This window comes from Nocardia camponoti (genome assembly GCF_014646135.1).
Classification (GTDB): Bacteria; Actinomycetota; Actinomycetes; order Mycobacteriales; family Mycobacteriaceae; genus Nocardia; species Nocardia camponoti.
Window position 1 is genome coordinate 161388 of record NZ_BMMW01000001.1, and the last position, 16427, is coordinate 177814.

General features: G+C 65.6%; 14 protein-coding genes and 1 riboswitch. Of the genes, 9 read left to right on the plus strand and 5 right to left on the minus strand.

The features are described 5' to 3' along the window. The first annotated feature begins 142 nt into the window (after positions 1-142). Positions 143-1639: a sugar transferase gene (locus IEX78_RS00780; protein WP_188826768.1), complete on the plus strand. Its 1497-nt coding sequence runs from the start codon at positions 143-145 to the stop codon at positions 1637-1639. Here the strand turns inward: IEX78_RS00780 and IEX78_RS00785 are convergent, their stop codons facing one another. Genes IEX78_RS00785 through IEX78_RS00795 form a run of 3 tightly spaced genes read right to left on the minus strand, consistent with a single transcriptional unit; the run spans position 1640 to position 4813 of the window. Then, the gene (locus IEX78_RS00785; protein WP_188826769.1) at positions 1640-3262 is read right to left on the minus strand and encodes an ABC transporter permease; all 1623 of its coding nucleotides are present in this window, start codon (positions 3260-3262) and stop codon (positions 1640-1642) included. Then, positions 3259-4191: an ABC transporter ATP-binding protein gene (locus IEX78_RS00790; RefSeq protein ID WP_188826770.1), complete on the minus strand. Its 933-nt coding sequence runs from the start codon at positions 4189-4191 to the stop codon at positions 3259-3261. Before IEX78_RS00790 ends, IEX78_RS00785 begins: the two co-directional genes overlap by 4 nt. 4 nt (positions 4192-4195) lie before the next feature. Continuing rightward, complete coding sequence (locus tag IEX78_RS00795) at positions 4196-4813, minus strand: TetR/AcrR family transcriptional regulator (RefSeq protein WP_188826771.1); 618 nt, start codon at positions 4811-4813, stop codon at positions 4196-4198. A 36-nt stretch (positions 4814-4849) separates the two neighbouring features. On the opposite strand from IEX78_RS00795, the gene IEX78_RS00800 reads away from it, so the two are divergent. Then, complete coding sequence (locus IEX78_RS00800) at positions 4850-6796, plus strand: acyl-CoA dehydrogenase family protein (RefSeq protein WP_229683617.1); 1947 nt, start codon at positions 4850-4852, stop codon at positions 6794-6796. Positions 6797-6799: 3 nt separating this feature from the next. Here IEX78_RS00800 and IEX78_RS00805 read toward each other — a convergent pair whose 3' ends face one another. Next, complete coding sequence (locus tag IEX78_RS00805) at positions 6800-7687, minus strand: nuclease-related domain-containing protein (RefSeq protein ID WP_188826772.1); 888 nt, start codon at positions 7685-7687, stop codon at positions 6800-6802. Positions 7688-7790: 103 nt separating this feature from the next. Further along, positions 7791-9197 carry a DUF2252 domain-containing protein gene (locus IEX78_RS00810; RefSeq protein WP_188828323.1) on the minus strand — a complete coding sequence of 469 codons (1407 nt, stop codon included), beginning with the start codon at positions 9195-9197 and terminating at the stop codon, positions 7791-7793. A gap of 132 nt (positions 9198-9329) precedes the next feature. On the opposite strand from IEX78_RS00810, the gene IEX78_RS00815 reads away from it, so the two are divergent. The 7 genes from IEX78_RS00815 to gcvP all read left to right on the plus strand — a co-directional run bounded on the left by IEX78_RS00815 (position 9330) and on the right by gcvP (position 16272). Beyond that, positions 9330-9959, plus strand: coding sequence for a CDP-alcohol phosphatidyltransferase family protein (locus IEX78_RS00815; RefSeq protein WP_188826773.1), 630 nt, complete (start codon positions 9330-9332; stop codon positions 9957-9959). Between the two features lie 43 nt (positions 9960-10002). Continuing rightward, positions 10003-10401 (plus strand): glycine cleavage system protein GcvH, encoded by a 399-nt coding sequence (gene gcvH, locus IEX78_RS00820; RefSeq protein WP_229683618.1) that lies wholly within the window; start codon positions 10003-10005, stop codon positions 10399-10401. 103 nt (positions 10402-10504) lie between these two features. Continuing rightward, positions 10505-10990, plus strand: a complete 486-nt coding sequence (gene odhI, locus IEX78_RS00825; RefSeq protein WP_188826775.1) for an oxoglutarate dehydrogenase inhibitor Odhl — start codon at positions 10505-10507, stop codon at positions 10988-10990. A gap of 70 nt (positions 10991-11060) precedes the next feature. Further along, positions 11061-11834: a transcriptional regulator FtsR gene (ftsR, locus tag IEX78_RS00830; protein ID WP_188828147.1), complete on the plus strand. Its 774-nt coding sequence runs from the start codon at positions 11061-11063 to the stop codon at positions 11832-11834. Between the two features lie 122 nt (positions 11835-11956). Beyond that, entirely contained in the window at positions 11957-12430 is a 474-nt protein-coding gene (locus IEX78_RS00835; RefSeq protein WP_188826776.1) for a bifunctional nuclease family protein, read from the plus strand. A gap of 92 nt (positions 12431-12522) precedes the next feature. Continuing rightward, positions 12523-13122: a MerR family transcriptional regulator gene (locus IEX78_RS00840; RefSeq protein WP_308426518.1), complete on the plus strand. Its 600-nt coding sequence runs from the start codon at positions 12523-12525 to the stop codon at positions 13120-13122. A gap of 85 nt (positions 13123-13207) precedes the next feature. After that, positions 13208-13308, plus strand: a riboswitch (glycine riboswitch). 156 nt (positions 13309-13464) lie between these two features. Beyond that, positions 13465-16272 carry an aminomethyl-transferring glycine dehydrogenase gene (gcvP, locus tag IEX78_RS00845; RefSeq protein WP_188826778.1) on the plus strand — a complete coding sequence of 936 codons (2808 nt, stop codon included), beginning with the start codon at positions 13465-13467 and terminating at the stop codon, positions 16270-16272. Positions 16273-16427: the final 155 nt, after the last annotated feature.

Consider the following 16427-nt stretch of genomic DNA (forward strand, 5'->3'; position numbering starts at 1 on the left):
TTATGCCCCTATCACCCGACAGTTGCTGAGAATGTCGACGCGCTGGTCGCGTGTAACAATCGGTGCGACGACACCGAATCGACGGGGTAATGGGCGTGCCGGTCAATCCGGTGTTTCTGGCGTTAGGCGAGGTGCTTCGACCATGAGTTTCCGGCTCGTCAGTGGCGGCGATCTCGATGCTGCCTATCCATCAGCAGAAAGCCGCGCGAGTGATGCGGTCCATTGGCGCGCCCGCTACCTCGCAAGGGTGCTTTTCACCGATGCCGCCGCGATCGCTGTCGCCGTCAGCGCTGCTCAGACCATTCGCTTTGGTGGCCCCGACGAACCATCGTTGGCGTGGCCGGTTCCGCTGAATGTCGGCTACACGGTCGTGTCGATCGCCCTTGGCATCACCTGGTTGGTGCTGCTTGGTGGCACCGGATCGCGCGCTCCCCATGTGCTTGGCGTCGGCGTCGATGAATTCCGTCGAGTCGGCTCAGCCACGCTTCGGCTGTTTGGGCTGTTGGCGATCGTCGCACTGGTGTTGCGGGTCGACTTCGCGCGCGGCTACCTGGCGATCGCGTTGCCCGCCGGGATGATCGGGCTCGTCGCGGGCCGGTTGTCGTGGCGAATGGTGTTGCGCCGCTGGCGCGCTCGCGGTCGTTGCCTCACCACCGTGCTCGCGGTTGGGTCGCCCGAGGCCGCGCACGCGATGGCGACGGCCTTTACCGACGACCCCGGGTCGGGGTATCGGGTGATCGGGGTGTGCGTTCCCGCCGGTGGCGCGCAATCAGCAACGGGCGCAAGCCATCTCGCTGTGCTTGGCGACGATCGCTCCGTGGTGGAAGCGGTCACACGCACGGGCGCGGAGTCAGTGGCGATCACCTCGACCGAACACCTCGGCCCCGCGCAGTTGCGCCAAATGGCGTGGGAGCTCGACCAACTTGGCGTCGACCTCATCGTCGCGCCCGGCGTCGTCGACATCGCGGGCGTGCGGCTCACCCATCGCGTTGTCGCTGGCATGCCGATGCTCCATATCGATGGCCCGCGCTACAGCCTCGCGAAGTCGCGGCGAAAAGCGTTGTTCGACTTGGTGTTTGCGTCGGCAGTGGTCGCGCTGGCGGCCCCGGCGCTGCTGGCCATCGCCATCGCGGTGAAGTGCACCAGCCCCGGGCCCGTGCTGTATCGATCGGAGCGCATCGGCCGCGACGGCGTGCCGTTCAAGATGATCAAATTCCGCAGCATGTTCGTCAACGCCGATCAGCTTGCCGACCAGTTGATCGCCGAACATGGCGGCAACCCAGTGTTTTTCAAGCTCAAAGACGACCCACGCATCACCCCGGTCGGCGCGTTCTTACGCAAGTACAGCCTCGACGAGTTGCCCCAGTTCTTCAACGTGTTGCGCGGCGAAATGAGCGTGGTCGGCCCGCGCCCGCAGGTGCAGCGCGAGGTCGACAGCTACGACGGAGCGATGCGGCGCCGACTGTTGGTGAAGCCGGGCCTCACCGGTTTGTGGCAGGTGAGCGGACGGTCGGACCTGTCCTTGGAGGATTCGGTCCGCCTCGACCTGTCGTACGTGGAGAACTGGTCGATGGTGCTCGACCTAAGCTTGATCGCCCGCACGATCGGCGTGGTCACGTCGGGCGACGGCGCGTACTAGTCAGCGCAGGTCGCGCCGACGAAATGCCACTGAGCCTGCCGCCGCGATCAGGACCGCGATCAGCGTCAGCCAGACCAGCGGCACCGCGTCGAACGAGGCACCGGGCAGCTTCGGTGGATGGACGAACGGCACCAGATCCATCACGTACTGCGGGAACGTGCCGAGCGAACCAACAAGCAGCACAAGGATCATCACGCTCAGGGCCGCCCACGCGAGCGCGGCGAAACGCGGCACCGCGCCGTACAGCAGCAGTGCGATGGCCGTCACCACCCACACCGCGGGAAGCTGAACCGCAACGGCCGCAAGCGATTCGGCGACTTTTCCCGCGAGGTCATGGGTTGTCGCACCCCACACGACGCCGATGCCCAGGCCCGAAAGGCCAAGTGCCACCGCGGGTCCCACTACCGCGAAGAGCACGTGGGCACCCAGGTGGCGATAGCGGCTCGCCGCGCTCAGGATGAGCTCGGCCCGACCGGACCGTTCTTCCTCCGCCAAACGCAATACCGACGAGATCGAAAACGCGGCGGCAGCGGCCGCGAGCATCGCGACGGCGTAGCCGATAAACGACTTCGTGAGATCGACTGAGCCGCCAAGGGAGGTGACCGCGTTTTTGATCGTCGCGCTGTCGCCGAGCATGCCGCTCACGCTGTTCACGGCACCACCGATGAGCAGGCCGTACAGCGCGAAACCGACGCCCCAGGTGATCATCGACCCACGTTGCAATCGCCAGGCAAGGCCCATCAGTCCCGACAGCGCCGGTCCCGCCTGCGGTTTGCCAGGTCGATCGGCGAACAGCCCAGCCCCGAGGTCGCGTCGGTCGCGCAACCAGTACGCCGAAGCCGTCGCCGCCGTCGCGAATGCGGCGAGCAGGACGAACACCCACCAGCGTTCGTCGGCGAAGGACCGCACTTGCAAGCACCAGCCGAGCGGTGACAACCACGACAGCACGCCGTTGCCAGCGTCGCCGACGGCACGCAGCGCGAAAGCGGCACCGAGCGCGCCAAACGCGATGGTCCGCGTTGTACGCGCGCTGTCGCTGAGCTGGGCAGCGACGGCGGCAACCGCACCCCACCCGATGCCCGACGCGGCGAGAGCGCACCCCCACGCCACCGAACCCGCGAGCGGAAGGCTGGCGGCAACAAGCGACAGCGCGCACGCGATGCCCGCGACAGTGGCCGCACCGAAGGTGAGCAGCAGGGCGGCGGTGAGTCCGGCGAACCTGCCGACGCTGGTCGAACCGACAAGTTCGGCGCGACCGGTTTCTTCTTCGACTCTGGTATGCCGAATGACGGTGAGGATGGCCGCGATCGCGATCGCTGCATACATCGCGCCCGCCTTCCACGTGCCGATCGACCCGAGCGCGGAACTGAAAACCGGGCCATACATCGCGAGCAGCGCGGGGGAGTTGGCGGTGGTGCGCGCGAAGCGGGCCAGTTGGTCAGGTGACGAGTAGAGGTCCTTGATCGACACGACCTGTAGTGCGGGCATCAGGCCGAGCACGGCGATCCAGAGCGGGGCGGTCACACGGTCTCGGCGGGCGTAGAGGCGCAACAGCAGCATTGTTCCCACGAATTCGCCTGTCGCGGACCGGGATTCACGTCCTGGGCGCACGAGCGTACTCATGCCGTCACCGGGGAGTTCGTGATATCGGTATCAGCAAGGTGGTAGTGGCTGAGGAAAAGCTCTTCCAGCGTAGGTGGCGAACTGGTGAGGCTGCGGATCCCAGCGGCGCCGAGTACACCGATGACGTCACCCAAATGTGCTGAGTCAACCTGCAATTGGATCGTTGGCCCTTCGCGGTGGACGTCGGCTACTCCGGGCAGCGCGGCCACATCGCCTGGCTCGCCGGACAATTCGGCGGTGATCGACGTGCGGCTCAGATGACGCAACTCCGCGAGCGAACCGGTTTCGACCGTGCGCCCCGCGCGAATAATGGTGACCCGGTCGCAGAGGTGCTCGACCTCAGACAGGATGTGACTCGATAGCAACACCGTGACGCCGCGCGCCACCGCCTCGCGCACACATTCCTGAAAGACGCGTTCCATCAAGGGATCTAGCCCGGACGTCGGCTCGTCAAGCACAAGCAGATCGCCGGTCGCGGCGAACGCGGAAACGAGTGCGACCTTCTGCCGATTGCCCTTCGAATACGCGCGCGCCTTCTTCGTCGGATCGAGTTCGAACCGTTCGATCAGGTCAGCGCGCCTGCCCGCGTCGATGCCACCACGCATGTGGCCGAGTAGGTCGATGGTTTCGCCGCCCGACAGCGTTGGCCACAACGTGACATCGCCTGGGACATAAGCGATTCGGCGATGCAGCGCGACCGCGTCGGTCCACGGGTCGCGCCCGAACAGCCGCGCCTGCCCACCGGACGCGCGAAGGAGGCCAAGCAGAACGCGAATCGTCGTTGACTTGCCCGCGCCGTTAGGCCCGAGGAAGCCGTGAATCTCGCCCGCACGCACGGTGAGATCGAGACCGTCGAGAGCCGTTGAACGTCCAAATACCTTGCGCAGCCCCGTGATATCGATCACGGGCTCGATTGATGATGGCGACATGGGGTCACTCCTGGCTGAGCTGGTCGAGCATGGTTGGGTCGGTGAACATGCCCTGGGCGTAGAGCTCAAGGGCCGGGAAGGTGACCTCGTCGGCCAATGCGCGAATGGCCGCGCGGAAGTCGGGTACCTCGTTGCCCGAAGTGCGCAGTTGCAGAAAGAGATTCATCGCACCAACGTGGCAAAGCACGAGGTAGCGTGCGCGGGCGCGCGGGTCGCGACTGGGCTTAATCATCCCCGATTCGACAGCGGCCTGGGTGTAGGCGACAGCGTCGTCGACCATGTGGTCGAGCATCGACACCGCGAGTTCGCCACCGGCTTGGAAACTGCGCAGCAAGTAGGCAACGAGCGGCGCGTAATCCTCCACCTCGGCCATCGCGGTGAGCATGCCCGGTCCTTGCGCGCGAATCGTGCGCAGTTTCTCATCGCGAATCTGGGCGAGTACTTGGGCGTCGCAGGCAGCGCGCAGCCCCTCCTTCGACCCGAAATGGTGAATGACCAGGCCCGGGGACACGCCCGCTGCCGTCGCGATCGCGCGTACCCCGACGCTGAAGCCTTGCTCACCGAACAACGTGATGGCCGCATCGCGGATGCGGGCGGCGGCCGTGAGATCGGCTGAACACATGTTCAGTATGTTAAACGAACGTTCAGCCTAAGCGCAATGGTTAAGGTCGATGGCATGGCTGGCACACCGACGACGGCAGAGCATCTACGCGCGGCGCTAGACGGGCCGTGGCGCGCGATTCGAGAGCAAGCACGAACTGAGTTCGCGGACAAGCAATTCGCGGGCGACCCCAATCTTGACCTTCCCGAAGCACGTGCCCGTGTGCTTGAGCAGATGCGCACCATTGCCGCCCTCGGCTACCCGGAGCGCGGCTTCCGGGTGGAAAACGGCGGCACGGGTGACCCGGGTGGCGCGGTCACCGGGCTGGAAATGCTCGCCTACGCCGACCTCTCGCTGTGGGTGAAATCGGGCGTTCAGTGGGGTCTCTTCGGCGGTGCGGTCGAGAATCTTGGCACCGAGCGGCATCGCGGCTACCTCAAAGAACTCATCAACCTCGACCTGCTCGGTTGCTTCGCGATGACCGAATCCGGGCACGGCAGCGATGTCGCCGATCTGGAAACGACCGCGACTTACGACCCGGCGACCGAAGAGTTTGTCATCAACACCCCAACTCCGTCGGCGCGCAAGGATTACATCGGCGGTGCGGCCGAACATGCCCGTGTTGCAGCGGTTTTCGCGCAACTCAATACCCTCGGCGAGGGCAAAGGCGTGCACTGCTTCCTCGTGCCGCTGCGCGATGATGAGGGAAATGATCTGCCCGGGATCACCACCTCCGACGACGGTCGCAAAGGTGGGCTGCCGGGCGTCGACAACGGGCGCATCACCTTCGACCAGGTGCGCATCCCGCGTGAAAACCTACTCAATCGCTACGCCGACGTCGCGCCGGACGGCACCTACAGCTCCGAAATCGAGAACCCAAGCCGCCGCTTCTTCACCACGCTCGGCACGCTGGTGCGTGGCCGCGTGAGTGTCGGCGGTGCGGCGTCGGCGGGCGCGCGCGTCGCGTTGAGCATCGCGGTGCGGTACGCGCTCGCGCGGCGACAGTTCGCCGACCCCGACACGGGAACCGAAACGCTGCTGCTCGACTACCGCAGCCACCAGCGTCGCCTACTTCCACTTGTCGCGAAGTCGTTCGCGCTCGCCTTCGCGCAGAACGATCTTGTTGTCCGCATGGACGCGATCCAAACCGGTCGCGAGACCGATCCGCACGCACAGCGGTCACTCGAAAAGCGCGCTGCCGGTTTGAAAGTCGCGCAGACGCGGCACGCGAGCCGCGCGATCGCCGAAGCGCGCGAAGCATGCGGTGGCGCGGGCTATCTCACCGAGAACCGCATCGTGACGCTCAAGGGCGACACCGACGTGTTCACCACCTTCGAGGGTGACAATGTGGTGCTCACCCAGCTCGTCGCGAAGGAAATCCTCAGCGGTTACGCCGAAGAGGTCCGCGACCTCGACGCGCTCGGCTGGGTCCGTTTCGCCGCGACCAGCGCCGCCGACGTCGTCCGAAAGCGTTCTGGCGTAAGGCAACTCATTCAAACCCTGCGCGATCGCGGCGACGAAACCGTCGACGAAGCCGACCTCGGCAAACGCTCAGTACAACTGCAACTCTTCGCCGACCGCGAAGACTACCTGTTGCGCACCGCCGCGCATCGACTGCGCGCGCGAGCCGAAGAAACCACCCCGTTCGAAGCGTTCAACAACGCCCAAGACCACATCCTCGCCGCAGGTGCCGCCCACATCGACCGACTCGTGCTCGAAGCCTTCGTCGATGGCATCGCCGACATCGACGACCCGGATGCCCGCGAACTCGCCGAAACCGTCTGCGACCTCTACGTGTATTCGACGTTGGAGGAGAACTTGAGCTGGTATCTCATGCACAAGTTCCTCTCGGTCGAACGCGCGAAGGCGGTGCGGCGCGGCGTGAACGAACTTGTCGAACGGCTGCGTCCCGACGCGCTGACGCTCGTCGAGGCGATGGGCGTGCCCGAATCCATGTTGCGTGCCGAAATGCTCACGGACGCAAGCGTTTACAAGCGCGCGTAACGGTCAGGCTGGCCCGTAGGTGACGACGGCGGTGACGATGAACCACAGCACCCACGCGATGGCGAGAAGCATGCCAAGCGCGAGGGAAAGGCGCAGGAACGCGCGCCCAAAGTCCGCGTCGCCCGGCACCTTCGGGTACAGCTTCCACGGGCTGTACCAGGGCGCGACGAAGGGGCGTTCCTCGGCGCGACGGGCCAGCTCGGCCTGCTCTTCGGCGAACGCTTCGGCTTGAGCTTGTGCGGGGCCGCCGTGCCAGAGCGTCACATCAACCGGGCCGAGGAACCCTTCGTCAAGCAGGTCCTGCGGCGGCGGCAAATAGGGCAGCAGGCCGAGGCCGCGGAACGCGATCGCGACGTCGTTGGCCGTCCACAAATGCGCGCCGCGCGCCGACAACGATTCAAAGTACTGCTCAAGGCGATGCGGGTCGTCGGTGACGATCACGTCGAAGCTCGGATCGCTCCAACCCTGATGAATGTCGATGTCAGCGCCGGGCTTTGGCACGATCAGGCCAAGGCCGTGGATCGCGCGCTGACCGAGGCCGCGCGCGTCGAGGTAACCCTGCAACGCGTAGGTGTGCTCGCGGGAACGCTCAAGCGGCGTTGACTTCTCGCCGCCGGTGAACTGCGCCGGTTCACCCGAAACCTGCCACGGCCCGTTCAGCGGAATCTCAAGCACACCGTCTTGGCGAACCGCGAACGTCTCAACCTCAAGCACGATGCAGCCCGTTGGCGTCCACACGATCGCGTCGAACTGATGCGCGCCGTCGTGGTGCACCTGCGGGTTGATCGTGGCGATACCTTGCGGGCTCGTTGGGCCGCGCCAGCCGCGCAACCAATCGATGAGCGCCTGCTCGGCGTCGGTGCCTTCCGCGTTTTGCACACGCACGAGCATGGTGAGCCGTCCTTTTCGGATGTAGGGCGCCACGGGCCGAGAACCGTTGGGCTACATCGTAGCTCGCGTACTCGACGATGCGGGCCAAGAAACTCGCGGGCGCTCAGCTCACGTCGGCGGCGATGTCGCCCGCGGCTACCGCGGCGGCCAACGTCGCGTGATCGGCTTCGGTTTGGTCGGCGTAGCGCACCGCGAAGCGGGCGATGGCGGTTTCGAGCCGATCGTCGTCGAAGTCGTCGCCGAGATACCCGGCGAGCGCGCGTGGGTCGAGCGAACGCGCGTGCGCGCGGGCAAGCAACGCGCCGGCGAGGCGGCCGTAGTCGTCGAGGTCGTCGGAAAGGCCAGCCGGGTCGATCCCGCCTTTGAGGTTGCGGAATTGGCGGACGATGAACGGCAACTGGCCGTCGTCGCCCACATCGATGGTCGTCCAGCCGAGCAAAATATCGGTCTCGGCTTGCACGGTGCGCGCCCCGACGACGATGCGTTCGCCCTCATGTCGCTTGGGTTGCGCGGGCAGATACGGCGCGAGCGCCGACGGATTCGCCTGCTTGACCTGCAAAACAAGGGATTCGCCATCGTTGCCATGCAGCAGCGCGACATAGCTGTGCAGGCCGACGCTGCCGGTGCCGACGATGCGGAACGCCACATCCGACACCGCGAACCGCGCGAGCAGGCTGCGGCGGGATTCGCGGATGGTGTTGGCGTAGCGCTCAAGGCCGTCGATCACCGCGTCCGCCCGCTCGGGCGTGACATGGGTGAGCACCGGCGGGTCGTTGATGAAGCGGTGGCGACTGATGCCGGTTTCGTGGTCATCGAGGTGTTCGGTCCACTTCTTGACGACCTTCGCGCTGGTGTTCTTGCGCGCTTTTTTGACGGCCTTGTGGAAGTCGTCGACGAGGCCGTCGGCACGCGCGTGATCGAGAATCGACGCGTCAGCCAGTGCGGTCCACGACTGCATAAACGGCAACTGAGCGAGCTCGACGATCGTGCGGCGATAGCTCGCGACCGCGTCGTAGGCGGCCCGTTCGCAGTCCTCAGCGCTCGCGCCCGCTTCGCGGCCAGCAAGTACCAAACTCGCGGCGAGACGTTCGAGATCCCATTCCCACGGCCCGACGATCGTTTCGTCAAAGTCGTTGATATCCATGGTGATATCGCCGCGCGGGGTGCCGTACAGGCCGAAGTTGGCCGCGTGCGCGTCGCCGCAGAGCTGCGCGGGCAGGCCGCTGTGTGGGCCGTCAGCGAGGTCGGCGGCCATCAGCCCGGCGGCACCGCGCAGAAACGTAAAAGGCGAAGCGAGCATGCGACCAACCCGCAGCCCGACCAGCTCGGGAATCCGACCGCGATTGCTCGCCGCGATGAACTCGGCGACGGTAGGTCGACGCGGCCCGACCGCGGCCCGGTCACGCGATTCGGCAGGCACCCGTTCCCTGGCGGCTCGCCCGCGCGCCGTCGCCTCTTCGGCCGACACGTACGTGCGCAAATCAACCCCGCTACTACCACCGTCGAACACGAAAACGAAGTTTAATGCCGACAGACCGGACCGCGCGCCACAGCGGTTCGCAGTCCACCCGCGCAGCGCCGCCGGGCCGACTTTCCGCGCGCCCGGATAGCGCGCCGACACCTCGGTGCGGTAAGCAGGGGCGTGGCAACCGAATCGGGACACGAAGCCGGATCCGCCGACGGCGGGGTCTTCAGCGACCGAGTGCTGACCGTGCCCAACGTTTTGAGCATCATCCGACTCATCGGCATCCCTGTTTTCGTGTGGCTGCTGCTTGTTCGCCATGCCAACGGCTGGGCGTTCGCTCTGCTCATCGCGAGCGGCTTCACCGACTTCCTCGACGGCAAACTCGCGCGTCTGCTCGATCAGTCGTCGCGCCTTGGCGCGCTGCTCGATCCGCTCGTCGACCGGCTTTATCTCGTCACCACCTTGGTTACGTTCGTCATTGGCGGGCTGATGCCGTGGTGGATCGCGGCCATTCTCATTGGGCGCGACGGGCTGCTCACGCTCACCCTTTCGGTCTACAAACGCCGCGATCTGCCGCCGCCGGACGTGATCTACCTGGGCAAGGCCGCCACCTTCGCGCTGATGTCGGCCCTGCCGTGGATGCTCACCGGGGAGATGGATTGGGTCGGCGCGGGTTTCGGATGGGCCTTCGGTTGGGCATTGTTGATCTGGGGTACCGCCCTGTATGTCTGGACGGGCGCGCTCTACACCGGGCTCGCGTTGGCGGTCGCTCGATCGATACCGCCTGTGCCGCACCAACGAAGCTAGTCGATACTGTTACGCGCAACGTTCACGACGGAAAGGACGTCCAGTGACCCGGACCCCTGATGACCTGCGCTACACCGATGAACACGAATGGGTGCGGCGCGTCGGACCGACAACGGTCCGCGTTGGCATCACCGACTACGCCCAGTCGCAACTGGGCGACGTCGTGTTCGTCCAGCTGCCCGAGCTCGACACCGACGTCACCTCGGGCGACAGCATCGCCGAGGTCGAGTCGACCAAGAGCGTGTCCGACATCTACGCCCCGCTCACCGGCAAAATCGTTGCGGTGAACGAGGATCTGGTCACGTCGCCGGAGACGCTCAACACCGACCCGTACGAGGGTGCCTGGCTGTTCGATCTCGCCTTCGCGGACGAGGCCGGACTCGACGCCGCACTCGCGGAATTGCTTGACGCGGCGGGTTATCAAGGAGTTATCGGGGGCTGACGATGCCTTCGCAGTTCTCCCTGCACGGGTGCGCCCCGGCAGGGTACGGTCAAAGCACAGCACCTGCTTGCATGGATGATCAGGTTCGAGGAGGAGAGAAACGGTGAGCGAGAACAGGGACCCGGGTTACGGGGAGACCGCGGCCGAGACGACATCGGTCTTCCGCGCGGATTTCCTCAACGAGGTCGACGCGTCGCGCTCCTCAGAGCCGGCCGGTGAACAGCCGGTGCAGGGTGTCGAGGGTCTGCCCGCGGGCGCGGCCCTCCTGGTGGTCAAGCGTGGCCCCAACGCGGGTTCGCGCTTTCTGCTCGACCAGCCGACCACGTCGGCTGGCCGTCACCCCGATAGCGACATCTTCCTTGACGACGTCACGGTAAGCCGTCGCCACGCGGAGTTCCGGCAGGACGAAGATTCGTTCCAGGTCGTCGATGTGGGCAGCCTCAACGGCACCTACGTCAACCGCGAGCCGGTCGATTCGTCGGAGTTGCAGAACGGCGACGAGGTGCAGATCGGCAAGTTCCGACTGGTGTTCCTTACCGGTCCGCGCGCGCAGGTGACCGAATCGTCGACGGGTGCGGGTTCGCGATGAACCACGCGGTGCTGGTGCCCGCGAAGGGCGCAGTGCTGTGACGGAAGCGGCGCGGTGGGCGCGTACGGGTATGTCGATCGGCTCCGTACTCGACCTGCTGCGGCCAGATTTTCCCGATATCACCATTTCCAAAATCCGGTTCCTCGAATCTGAGGGCCTGATTCGGCCGGAACGCACGCCGTCGGGGTACCGCCGTTTCGCGGTCGCCGATTACGAGCGGCTGCGGTTCGTCCTCACCGCGCAGCGCGATCAGTACTTGCCGCTGAAGGTGATTAAAGAACAGCTCGAAGCGATCGACAGCGGGGCCGCCACCTTGGGCGTGCGTGAAGCGCGCGCCCGCGCGGGTGGCGCCTACGCCACCGCTTCGGGCGAGTCGATGCCCGTCAGTGACGAACTCATCGAGCAGGCAGCGCCGCGTCGACTTGGGCTCGTTCCCGGCGAGATCACGCCCGAGGAACTGCGTTTCGATCCGGAAGCGCGGCTCACTCGCGAAGACGTGCTCGCCAAAGCTGAGATCGACGGCCGTTTTCTCGACGACCTCGTCGCGGCTGGGCTCATCGTTCCCGGCGGCGGCGGTTTCTTCGAACCCGACACCGTCACTCTTGCTGTCGCCGCTAAGGCGATGGCCCAGTTTGGGCTTGAGGCCCGTCATCTGCGGGCGTTCAAGCTTGCCGCCGATCGTGAAGCGGCCCTTGTCGCCCAGATTGCCGCGCCGATTGCGAAAAGTCGCGACGCCGATGCGCGCGCTCGCGCCGACGAGACCGTGCGTGAACTGGCCGCACTGTCGTTGAATCTGCACGCGGCGCTGGTGAAAGCGGCCGTGCGGTCCGCACTCGGCGGCTGACACGCTCCGCTTCGGGTCGGTTACACCCGCTTGCGTGGCCCGAAATTCGCCTAGACTCAACTTACGGCGAGCTGTGCAGCGGTCGTGCCGGCCGGCGGCGAGTATGGGAGGCAGGGCGAAGAATGAGCGAGATGCGCGTGATCGGTATCCGTGTCGAGCAGCCACAGAACCAGCCCGTGCTGTTGCTCAGGGAAGCAGCGGGGGAGCGATACCTGCCCATCTGGATCGGGCAGAGCGAGGCTACCGCGATCGTGCTTGAGCAGGAGGGCGTCACTCCAGCCCGTCCGCTCACCCACGATCTCATCAAGATCTTGATTACCGAACTCGGGCGCACGCTCAAAGAGGTTCGCATCGTCGATCTACAGGAAGGCACGTTCTACGCCGACCTGGTTTTCGACGGCGATCTACGGGTATCGGCGCGGCCGTCGGATTCGGTCGCTATCGCGTTGCGGGTTGGCTGCCCGATCTTCGCTGAGGAACCGGTGTTGGCCGAAGCAGGCCTGGTGATGCCCGATGAGCGTGAGGACGAAGTCGAGAAGTTCAAGGAATTCCTTGAATCAGTGTCGCCGGACGACTTCAAGGCAACGGACAGCTGAAACGCTACTTCACCCTGAAGTAGAGGTCGAGGGAATCGCCGGGCGCGGTGCTTGGTGTGACGAGGGTCATGGCCGGACAATCGAAGCAGAGTCTGAGCAAGGCAGGACCAAGCAGCCGGGCAACTTCCGGAGCAAGGAGCGTTGTAGTGGCAGAGCAGATGCAGCCTGGGCTGTTTCCTGACGACTCGCTGCCCGACGAATTGGTCGGCTATCGCGTACCGAGTGCGTGCCAGGTCGCGGGAATCACCTACCGGCAACTCGATTATTGGGCCCGCACCGGGCTAGTCGTTCCGTCGATTCGCGGCGCGGCAGGGTCTGGCAGCCAGCGGCTTTACTCGTTCAAGGACATCCTGGTCCTCAAGATCGTGAAACGCCTGCTCGACGCCGGGATTTCATTACAGAACATCCGCATCGCCGTTGACCATTTGCGCAGTCGTGGCGTCCGCGATCTGGCGGGGATCACGCTGTTTTCCGACGGCACGTCGGTCTATGAGTGCTCATCGGCGCAGGAAGTCGTCGATTTACTCAAAGACGGACAGGGCGTTTTCGGCATCGCGGTCAGTGGGGCGATGCGCGAACTCACCGGTGCGATCGCCGACTTCCCCGCCGAGCGGGCAACCGCGATCACCGATCGACCCGAAGACGAACTGTCGTTTCGACGGCGGGAACGGGAAAACCGTAAGACTGGTTAACGCCACATAGTGGCGATCGCGACACCGGACGGTCACGCCCGGTGTCGCGCCGGGTCCGCCGAGCCGACTAGACTCGGGCGTGCGTCGCCGTCGCGCGGGAGAGCCTCGAATTCAGCCAGATTTCGGGCGCCGAAGGAGCAGCACCTCCCCGTCAATCTCTCAGGCACCAAGGACCGCGCGATGATTCGACGCCTCTGGAAAGCGGTGGCATCCGAAGCCGCCCGCCCACGGGGAAAGGCGCGCGACCAGCTGGTCGGGTGACCGAATCTCTCAGGCGCCACGACAGAGGGGGAGGGCTGGTTTTCGTCGACTTGGTGTCGACCCGCCCGACCTGGAGCTGCCGTGACCCGTTCATTCGCCGACCGCCATATCGGACCCGACGACACTGAACTCACCCGCATCCTCGACGTGATCGGCGTCGATTCGCTCGACGCTCTCGCCACGGCCGCGCTTCCCGCGACGATCCTCGACGGTTCGGGTCTTTCCGCGCTGCCGCCCGCCGCGTCCGAGCACGAAGTTCTTGGCGCGCTCGCCGAACTCGCTGCCGCCAACACCGTCGCGACGTCGATGATCGGCCTCGGCTACTACGACACGCTCACGCCGCCGGTTTTGGTGCGCAACCTGCTGGAAAATCCGGCTTGGTACACCGCTTACACGCCGTATCAGCCCGAAATCAGCCAGGGTCGCCTTGAGGCGCTGCTCAACTTCCAGACGATGGTCGCCGACCTGTCGGGGATGGACGTGGCCAACGCGTCGATGCTCGATGAAGCCACCGCGGCCGCCGAAGCGATGACGTTGCTGCATCGCGCGAGCAAGTCGAAGTCGTCGCGCCTGGTCATCGACACCGACCTGTTCCCGCAGACCAAGACTCTGCTTGCCACGCGCGCTGAGCCGCTCGGCATCGAACTGGTCGAGGCCGACCTGGCGGCCAACGGGCTGCCGGACGGCGATTTCTTCGGGCTGATCGCGCAGACGCCGGGTGCGTCGGGTCGCGTTGTTGACTGGACCGAGGTGTTCGCGGCCGCCCACGAGCGCGGCGGGCTCGTCGCTGCCGGGGTCGACCTGCTCGCGGCCACCCTCGTCACGCCGCCCGGCGAACAGGGCGCCGACGTGTGCTTCGGGACAACGCAGCGCTTCGGTGTGCCGATGGGCTTCGGTGGCCCGCACGCCGGTTATCTCGCCGTTCGACAGGCCCTCGCCCGTCAGCTGCCCGGCCGCCTCGTTGGCGTGTCGGTCGACGCCGACGGCGCGCGCGCGTACCGCCTCGCGTTGCAGACGCGCGAGCAGCACATCCGTCGCGAGAAGGCCACGTCCAACATCTGTACCGCGCAGGTGTTGCTCGCCATCGTCGCCGCGATGTACGCCAGCTATCACGGCGCTAATGGCCTGCGTGCCATCGCGCGTGGGGTGCACGAGCACGCGGTGGCTATCGCCGCCGGGCTCGGTGCGGCCGTCGTGCACGACACGTTCTTCGACACGGTGCTCGCGAACGTGCCCGGCGGTGCGGAAGCTGTTGTCGCCAAGGCGAAGTCGCGTGGGATCAACCTTCGCCTCGTCGACGCCGACCACGTCGCGATCGCGTGCGACGAGGCGACAACGCCCGATCACGTTGCCGCTGTCATCGAATCCTTCGGTACCGCAATCGATCCCGACGCCGATACCGCCACGTTCTCCCCGATCGAGACCCGCACGTCGGACTACCTCACCCATCCCGCGTTCACGCGCTACCACACCGAGACCGCGATGCTGCGCTACCTTCGCGCGTTGTCGGACAAGGACATCGCGCTCGACCGCAGCATGATCCCGCTCGGGTCCTGCACGATGAAGCTCAACGCGACCGCCGAAATGGAGGCCATCACCTGGCCCGGTTTCGCGCGACTGCACCCGTACGCGCCGGTCGACGATGTCGCCGGTTCGTTGCGGCTGATCGCCGATCTTGAGTCCTGGCTCGCCGACATCACCGGTTACGACGCGGTGAGCTTGCAGCCGAACGCGGGCAGCCAGGGCGAATACGCTGGGCTGCTTGCCATTCGGCGTTACCACCTCGACCGTGGCGACACCCACCGCGACACCTGCCTGATCCCGTCGAGCGCGCATGGCACCAACGCGGCGTCGGCGGCGATGGTGGGGATGCGCGTTGAGGTGGTGAAGTGCCGCGACAACGGTGACGTCGATTTGGACGACCTGCGCGCCAAGATCGCCGACCACGCCGACCGGCTCGCGTGCATCATGATCACCTACCCGTCGACCCACGGCGTGTACGAGCATGAGGTAGCCGAGTTGTGCGCGCTCGTCCACGATGCGGGCGGCCAGGTGTATGTCGATGGTGCGAACCTCAATGCCCTTGTGGGACTTGCCCGTCCGGGTCGCTTCGGCGGCGACGTCAGCCACCTGAACCTGCACAAGACCTTCTGCATCCCGCACGGTGGCGGTGGTCCCGGTGTTGGTCCGGTCGCTGTGCGTTCGCATCTTGCCCAGTACCTGCCGGGCGACCCGCTCGAAGCTGGTTCGCACGCGGTGTCGGCCGCGAAGTACGGGTCGGCGTCGATCCTGCCGATCACCTGGGCCTACATCCGCATGATGGGTGCGGCGGGACTGCGGGACGCCACCCTGACGGCCATCGCGTCGGCCAACTACATCGCCCGTCGCCTCGACGAGTACTTCCCCGTGCTCTACACCGGCGAAAACGGGATGGTGGCCCACGAGTGCATTCTCGACCTGCGTGAGATCACCAAGCAGACCGGCGTCACCGTCGACGATGTGGCAAAGCGCTTGGCGGACTACGGTTTTCACGCGCCGACGATGAGCTTCCCGGTCGCTGGCACGCTCATGGTGGAGCCGACCGAGAGCGAGAACCTCGAAGAGATCGACGAATTCATCGACGCGATGATCGCGATCCGCGGCGAGATCGACCAGGTTGGGGCTGGCGTGTGGCCGGTCACCGACAACCCGTTGCGTGGCGCACCGCACACCGCGGCGAGCCTCGTCGGCGAGTGGGATCACCCCTACAGCCGCGAAACCGCCGTCTACCCACGGGGATTGGGGCATTCGCGCGCGAAGGTGTGGCCCTCGGTGCGCCGCATTGACGGCGCGTTTGGCGACCGCAATCTGGTCTGCTCGTGCCCGCCGCTGGAAGCCTACGAAAGCTAGTCGTTAGTCCAACCGAAACGGGTCCCATCGCATCACGGTGGGGCCCGTTTTTGTTGTGCGCATCAATATAGGGGGACGATGTGGTAACGGTCGCGACAAAGTTGCTGGTTTGAAAATTGGCGGACCAGATTTGCCCGGCAAAACAAACTGGATGA